Origin of the sequence: Vreelandella venusta (genome assembly GCF_007989605.1) — a bacterium.
Lineage (GTDB): Bacteria > Pseudomonadota > Gammaproteobacteria > Pseudomonadales > Halomonadaceae > Vreelandella > Vreelandella venusta.
Map to the genome: position 1 here is coordinate 1 of NZ_BJUL01000045.1, position 6,942 is coordinate 6,942.

8 protein-coding genes are annotated in these 6,942 nt (G+C 52.0%); 6 read left to right on the forward strand and 2 right to left on the reverse strand.

Annotated elements, in window-relative coordinates; genetic code table 11:
- On the reverse strand, window positions 1–175 hold a 175-nt coding region (locus HVE01_RS19585; RefSeq protein WP_186808883.1), incomplete at its 3' end, for an FAD-dependent monooxygenase.
- A 190-nt stretch (window positions 176–365) separates the two neighbouring features.
- Between HVE01_RS19585 and HVE01_RS20080 the strand changes: the two genes are divergently transcribed.
- Window positions 366–590, forward strand: a complete 225-nt coding sequence (locus HVE01_RS20080; RefSeq protein WP_244973762.1) for a hypothetical protein — start codon at window positions 366–368, stop codon at window positions 588–590.
- A 366-nt stretch (window positions 591–956) separates the two neighbouring features.
- On the opposite strand, the gene HVE01_RS20085 is transcribed toward HVE01_RS20080, so the two are convergent.
- Window positions 957–1,271, reverse strand: a complete 315-nt coding sequence (locus HVE01_RS20085) for a hypothetical protein (protein WP_244973763.1) — start codon at window positions 1,269–1,271, stop codon at window positions 957–959.
- Between HVE01_RS20085 and HVE01_RS20195 the strand changes: the two genes are divergently transcribed.
- The 5 genes from HVE01_RS20195 (at window position 1,155) to HVE01_RS19615 (ending at window position 6,915) form a co-directional block, all read left to right on the forward strand.
- Window positions 1,155–1,511: an acyl-CoA thioesterase gene (locus HVE01_RS20195; RefSeq protein ID WP_422822499.1), complete on the forward strand. Its 357-nt coding sequence runs from the start codon at window positions 1,155–1,157 to the stop codon at window positions 1,509–1,511. The genes HVE01_RS20085 and HVE01_RS20195 overlap by 117 nt on opposite strands.
- Before the next feature lie 68 nt (window positions 1,512–1,579).
- Window positions 1,580–3,448 carry a feruloyl-CoA synthase gene (locus tag HVE01_RS19600; protein WP_146945469.1) on the forward strand — a complete coding sequence of 623 codons (1,869 nt, stop codon included), beginning with the start codon at window positions 1,580–1,582 and terminating at the stop codon, window positions 3,446–3,448.
- Window positions 3,449–3,462: 14 nt separating this feature from the next.
- A complete protein-coding gene (locus HVE01_RS19605) occupies window positions 3,463–4,233 on the forward strand; it encodes a crotonase/enoyl-CoA hydratase family protein (protein ID WP_146945470.1) in 771 nt (256 codons plus the stop codon).
- 30 nt (window positions 4,234–4,263) lie between these two features.
- Window positions 4,264–5,031, forward strand: a complete 768-nt coding sequence (locus tag HVE01_RS19610) for a 3-hydroxyacyl-CoA dehydrogenase (RefSeq protein ID WP_146945471.1) — start codon at window positions 4,264–4,266, stop codon at window positions 5,029–5,031.
- A 96-nt stretch (window positions 5,032–5,127) separates the two neighbouring features.
- A complete protein-coding gene (locus HVE01_RS19615; protein WP_146945472.1) occupies window positions 5,128–6,915 on the forward strand; it encodes an acyl-CoA dehydrogenase in 1,788 nt (595 codons plus the stop codon).
- Window positions 6,916–6,942 lie beyond the last annotated feature (27 nt).

Here is a 6,942-nt window from a genome sequence, read left to right on the forward strand (position 1 = left end):
CTTCGCGCAGCAAGTCCACCATGCCCTGTTCAAGCACACCAGCGCGGATACGGTTCAATACATACTCGCCGCTACGCCGCTCAACAATCACATTATCAATGTCTTGGCGATGTAGTAGTTGGCCCAGTAGTAGACCAGAAGGGCCTGCGCCAATAATCGCGACCTGCGTTTTCATAAGGGGGTACCTCATCATTGTCATTACCTAAAACTTATGACTTGTATTTTTCAATGAAACACACCGCATAATAAGGCATGACACTGATCAATTATTAGACATTTAACGCCTTACAATCCCACCTTAGTCGTATAGGAGAAGTAAGTGATGCCAGCTTCGTCGGCAACGTCCGTTCCGGTATTTAAGCTCTATGGTGAGACACAGCATTGGCCCATGCCAGAGCGACAAGGGTCGGCAGCAATTAGAGCACTATCAAACACTGATCGAAACACACTACCGTGAGCAGCCGAGTATTGAACAATTAGCCGAGCTGATAGGCGTGAGTAGCGCACACTTGAGTTTACTATGCTGCCAACTAGCCGGCCGCAGCACTCTACAGCTGCTACATGAACGCCTGCTGCTGGAAAAGCGCTAACTCACTTATAGCAATATAACCTGGCTAGGTCTCCGAAAGCTTAGGCTTCTCTGAACTTGCTTACTTCACGCGCTTTTTTAAACGTAACACAGAGCTTTCACCCAGGGATCTAAGGCTTCAACAGCGTGCCCAGTCATAAGCATGAGGCATTCGAATGTCTGGCAGTTCGTCAAAAACGAACCTGATTCAGACCTTAAGGAGTAAAAAGTGCCGATAAAGCAAACCAAAACAAGAACTATAATTCAAAGCACAACTCACTAACTACAAATAACTTTTAATAAAAACATAGTAACATATGACAAAAGTTCGACTAAAGACGGATTGATGTTTATCATTAACAACCTGATCATGCACTATAGTTCATATTTATACAGTGATATCTTGCCGATAACAGTTCTGCTTAGCTTTCAATTGAATAGCTAATTTCGCTACTCCAAAATTTATCGGTTTATCCGCTCTAACTGCTCGGAGACCTCGGTGAAAACTCCATTCATTTATCGCCGCCCTATCCGGTGGGGTGACACAGACGCGGCTCGGATAGTCTTCACCGCGCACTACTTTGACATATGCATGGAAGCCATCGAGAGTTTCTTTCACGAGATACTTGAGCTCGATTGGTTCGCTATGACCAGCGAACAGAGCATCGGCACCCCCTTCGTACATGCTGAAGTTGATTTCCACACTCCCTTAACTCCTCATGATGTTTTAAATATAAGAGTGGACATCAACCACCAGGGAAATAGCTCCCTCAGCCTGATTCTATACGGTAACCGGGAAGTAGAAAGCGTTGCAGCATTCACAGGTCGTTTCACTTGCTCTTTTAGCGACCTCAATACTCTAAAGTCGATTCCTATACCCAACGACATACGTAACCGGATCACCTGTTACCAACAACAATCATCCAGGTTTATTTCCGGATGACGCTTTGCGCGTGCCACCTCTAACGCCGACACCCTATGCCAATAATAATCTCACTGAGAGGAGTCACCATGATTCACCCCGAAGCAAAAACAGACAAGAAGCCATTCGTTGATCCTCAAGTCAGCATGGAGATGCGAGGCGACGGCAGTATCCTATTGAATTCCGAGATCCCCCTGGAAAATAACTACGCGCGATGTGTGGGAGAATGGCTCGAATATTGGGCACAGCAAACGCCTGAACGGGTCTGGTTAGCTGAGCGTGATATTAATGATCAATGGCAACGTATTTCCTATGGTGAAGCGCGTCAGCGTGTGGTCAGAATCGCCAGCTGGCTGCTAATTCAGAATCTCTCCCCCGAACGTCCATTGGTGATTCTGTCAGAGAACTCAATAGAGCATGCTTTGCTTATGCTAGCCGCGATGCATATTGGTGTGCCTTCCTGCTCGATCTCGCCCGGCAACTCTTTAATGTCGAAAGATCACGCCAAGCTCAAGGGTAACATTGAGCTGTTGCGTCCAGGTGCAATCTACGCCGACCCGATTGAGAAGTTTCAACCAGCGCTGGAAGCTATCGACAGCTTACATGATGGAGTACTCATTGCCGGTAGCAATAGCAATGCATTAGCAGGTGCCACTTCCTTCGCTGATATCGAGTTACTCTGCAATGAAAACATCGTTATGTCGGCTTTCAACGCCGTCACTCCTGATACTATTGCAAAATTCCTATTCACTTCAGGTTCGGTAGGCATGCCCAAGGCCGTACCCAATACCCAGCGCATGATGTGCTCCAATCAAAAGGCCAAAGAACTGGTTTGGCCGATGCTCGCTGAAGAGCCACCTGTACTTCTCGATTGGTTACCTTGGAGCCATACCTTTGGCGGTAATCACAACTTCAACCTGATATTACACTGGGGTGGCACTCTCTATTTGGATGATGGTAAGCCAACGCCTGCCTTGATTGAGAAGACTGCTCGCAACCTTAAAGAAATTTCCCCGACTCTTTACTTCAGTGTGCCACGGGCCTACGACATGCTGATCCCGCTACTTCGCGAAGATTCCTCCCTAAGAGAGGTGTTTTTTCAGCGTCTTAAACTCGTTTTCTACGCAGCCGCAGCACTGCCTCACCACCTTTGGACGTCGTTAGAGGAAATGGCCCGAGAAACCACAGGCCAAGACATCATGGTTGTCTCTTCATGGGGGTCTACCGAAACGGCTCCTATTTGTACCGATTGCCACTTCAATGCCACCCAATCTGGCGTCATTGGTGTACCGATTCCTGGCACGTCGCTGAAATTAGTGCCTTGCGCAGACAAGCTCGAGGTGCGCGTCAAGGGACCAAATATCTTCACAGGCTACTGGAAGCAACCCGAATTATCGGCTAAGGCCTTTGATGAAGAAGGCTACTACATGATCGGCGATGCCGTGGAGTTTGTGGATCCCGAGCATCCCGAACTGGGACTACTGTTCGATGGCCGGGTCGGCGAAGACTTCAAACTGCTTACCGGCACTTGGGTACATGTGGGTGCTTTACGCATGGCCGGGCTTGAGGCGATAGCCCCCATTGGGCAAGACATCGTCGTCACCGGACATGATCTCGACGAAATTGGATTTTTAATCTTCCCACACCCAGAGGAATGCCGCCGCTTGTGCCCAGACCTTCCAATAGATACGCCGCTCGAAACACTGGTGGCACGACCCGAGATTATTGAGCATGTGAGCAAGGGGCTGCAGACCCTGAAAGCTAATGGTGGTGGCACCTCGACCTACGCAACGCGTGCCTTGCTGATGAGTGAGGCACCGTCAGCTGAGGCTGGCGAGATTACTGACAAGGGCTACATCAACCAACGCATGGTGCTGACACGTCGTGCTGATCTGGTGAACGCACTCTATGCCGAGTCGCCTGATAACAGTGTCATTACCCTGCCCCCCCAGCCTTAAATCACGAGGACGACATGAGCGAGACACTGGTCAAGACATCGGTAGATGACACTATCTATACCATCACATTAGCGCGCCCAGCTAAACGCAACGCCGTTAGTGATCGTTTATTGTCTGCATTGGAGGAAGCGCTAGTAGCAACGCCAGAAAACACAAGGGTGATCATTCTTGCCGCCGAAGGTAAACACTTCTGTGCAGGCCTTGACCTCTCCGAACACCAGCATCGTGACCCTTTTGGTGTGATGCAGCATTCGCGTGGCTGGCACCGCATCTTTGACCGCTTGCAGAACGGTGGCATTCCAGTAGTTGCCGCCTTGCAAGGCGCAGTGATTGGCGGTGGCCTGGAGTTGGCGACCGCCACCCATGTACGCATTGCTGAACCTAGTACGATTTATCAGTTGCCCGAAGGGCGTCACGGCATCTTTGTGGGTGGCGGTGCTTCGGTCCGCGTGGCCAATATCATCAGTCCAGGCCGTATGTGCGAGATGATGCTTACCGGACGCATCATGGAAGCCGACGAAGGCCAGCGCTTGGGTCTCTCTCATTACATGGTCAACGAGGGTGAGAGTCTTAACAAGGCCCACCAGCTGGCCCAACGGATTGCCGAAAATGCCCCGATGGCCAACTGGGCCATGGTTTCAGCCATCTCCCGCATCGCCGATATGAGTAGCGACGACGGCCTATTTGTTGAGTCACTGACTGCCGCTCTAACGCAAACCAGCCCAGAAGTTGTTGCGCGTATTGGCGAGTTTCTTGAGCGCAAGAACCAAGGCCCAAGAAGCTAATTTCACTAGAATTAACACAGGAGTTTTGCCATGAACTGTAAAGATAATACGTTTCTGGTAACCGGCGGTGCATCTGGCTTAGGTGCGGCCACTACCCGTGCATTACACACCGCTGGCGCACGAGTTGTCATCGCCGACTTAAATAGCGAGCGTGGTGAATCACTTGCTGCCGAACTGGGTGATAATGCGGTATTCCACCGCACTGATGTCACTAGCGAAGCTGACGCACAAGCAGCCGTGGATAAAGCACTAAACGCGTTCGGCAGCCTGCAAGGACTTATAAACTGTGCTGGCATTGGTGACCCTGCAAAAATCGTCGGCCGTGAGGGGCCTCAGCCGCTGGAAGTGTTTTCTCGTGTCGTGCAGATCAACCTACTAGGCACTTTCAACATGCTGCGCTTGGCCGCAGCGGCCATCGTCAAGAGTGAGCCCCAGGACGACGGGGAGCGAGGGGTAATTATCAATACCGCCTCAGTGGCAGCCTATGACGGTCAGATCGGCCAAGCTGGCTATGCCGCTTCTAAAGGAGGCGTTGTTTCAATGACGCTGCCAATCGCTCGAGAACTGGCCCGTCATGGTATTCGCGTGATGACCATTGCGCCAGGCCTGTTTATGACCCCACTAATGGAAACGCTACCCGAAGAGATTCAGCAATCGCTAGCTGCCTCAATCCCCTTTCCCAACCGCCTTGGCGAGCCCGACGAGTTTGCCCGACTGGCCTGCCATATTGTTGGCAACACCATGCTCAACGGTGAAACCATTCGTCTTGATGGCGCTATCCGCATGGCCCCACGCTAAGCGTTTATGTCTCAACACTGACCACGGTGGGTTACTAAATAGCCCGCCCTCTCCCATTGATGAATCGGCTACCATCTCTACGAGGAAGCCACGACCATGATCGACTATCAAGCGCCGCTACGTGACATGCAGTTCATTCTCGACGAACTTGCCGAGCTCGACCAGATTACCGTTCTTCCAGGCTGTGAGGATGCCTCCCCCGACTTGGTGGCAGCTGTGCTGGAAGAAGCTAGCAAGTTCGCATCAGGTGTTCTAGCCCCCATCAACCGTCAAGGCGACTTGCAGGGCTGCCGCCTGGAAGACGAACGAGTAATAACACCCGATGGCTGGCAGCATGCCTACGACCAGTTTCGTGAAGCGGGTTGGATCGGCCTCTCCCTACCACAGGAGTTCGGCGGCCAGGGCTTGCCGAAGCTAGTGTCTACGCCCGTCTGGGAAATGTGGTTTTCTACCAACATGGCCTTCGCGATGCTGCCTCAGCTTAATGTGGGGCAAACCGAAGCGCTGATGATCGCCGCCAACGAAGAACAGAAGTCCACTTGGCTACATAAAGTGGTCAGTGGTGAGTGGGCGGCGACCATGAACCTTACCGAGCCCCAAGCTGGCTCGGACTTGGGTGCCACACGAATGCGCGCCGAGCCTGCCGAAGGTGGCAGTTACCTTCTCTTCGGCCAAAAGATTTACATCTCATACGGTGAACATGAGCTCACCCCCAACATCGTGCACCTAGTACTAGCACGACTCCCTGGTGCTCCTGAGGGCGTCAAGGGGCTGTCGTTGTTTCTAGTGCCCAAATTCTTGCTCGACGACAACGGCCAGCCAGCCGATAAAAATGATATCCGCTGTATTTCCATCGAACATAAGATGGGCATCCATGGTAGCCCCACCTGTACACTTAGTTACGGTGACAAAGAAGGTGCAGCTGGCTACCTGGTTGGTGAGCCGCACCAGGGCTTGAAAACCATGTTCATCATGATGAACGATGCACGTTTCAATGTTGGCGTGCAGGGTGTCGCAATGGGTGAGCGAGCCTACCAGGCCGCATTGGCCTACGCACAGGAACGTGTACAAGGGCGTAACATCATCAATGGCGCCAGTGGCCAGCCGATACTTTCCCACCCAGACGTCAAGCGCATGCTAGTATCGATGCGCGCCAGGCTGATGGCCATGCGTGGCCTGCTTTATACGGCGGCTAGCTGGTTTGATATTGCCAATCATCATGCTGACGCCCAAGTTGCTGAGAAGCATCGCCGCTATGTCGACCTGTTGATGCCAGTGGCCAAGGGTTGGTGCACCGAGGTCGGCAACGATATCTGTGATGAGTCCATCCAAGTGTTCGGAGGCATGGGGTTCGTCGAAGAGACTGGGGTCGCTCAGCTGTTTCGTGATGCACGCATTATGACCATCTACGAAGGCACCACAGGCATTCAGGCCAACGATCTCCTAGGGCGCAAAATTCTGCGCGAGAACGGTGCCACCCTGCGTGAGCTACTCCTCGATATACGTACCACTGGAAAGGCATTAGAACAGGTTGTTGATCTTCAAGATTTGGCTGCTGATCTCGACGAGTTAGCTACACAGCTTAGCGTTACTTCCGACTGGGTGCTTGCACAGAACCAAGCACGTGTTGCCGACCTCTACGGTGGCGCGACACCTCTATTGCACTTAATAGGTACTGTGTGCGGTGGTTGGCAGCTCACACGTATGGCCCTGGCAGCACACGCCAAGCACAAAGCCGCTGACGAAGAATCTGGCTACTTGGCAGGCCTCATCTCATTAGCACGCTTTTATATGACCACTTTCGCTCCCCACGCCCACGCCCACGCCAGAGCGGTTCGTTATGGCGGAAAGGCACTGACAAATTTCCCCGAAGCAGGCCTTTAACAAGATGCAACCATTAGGAGGACCATG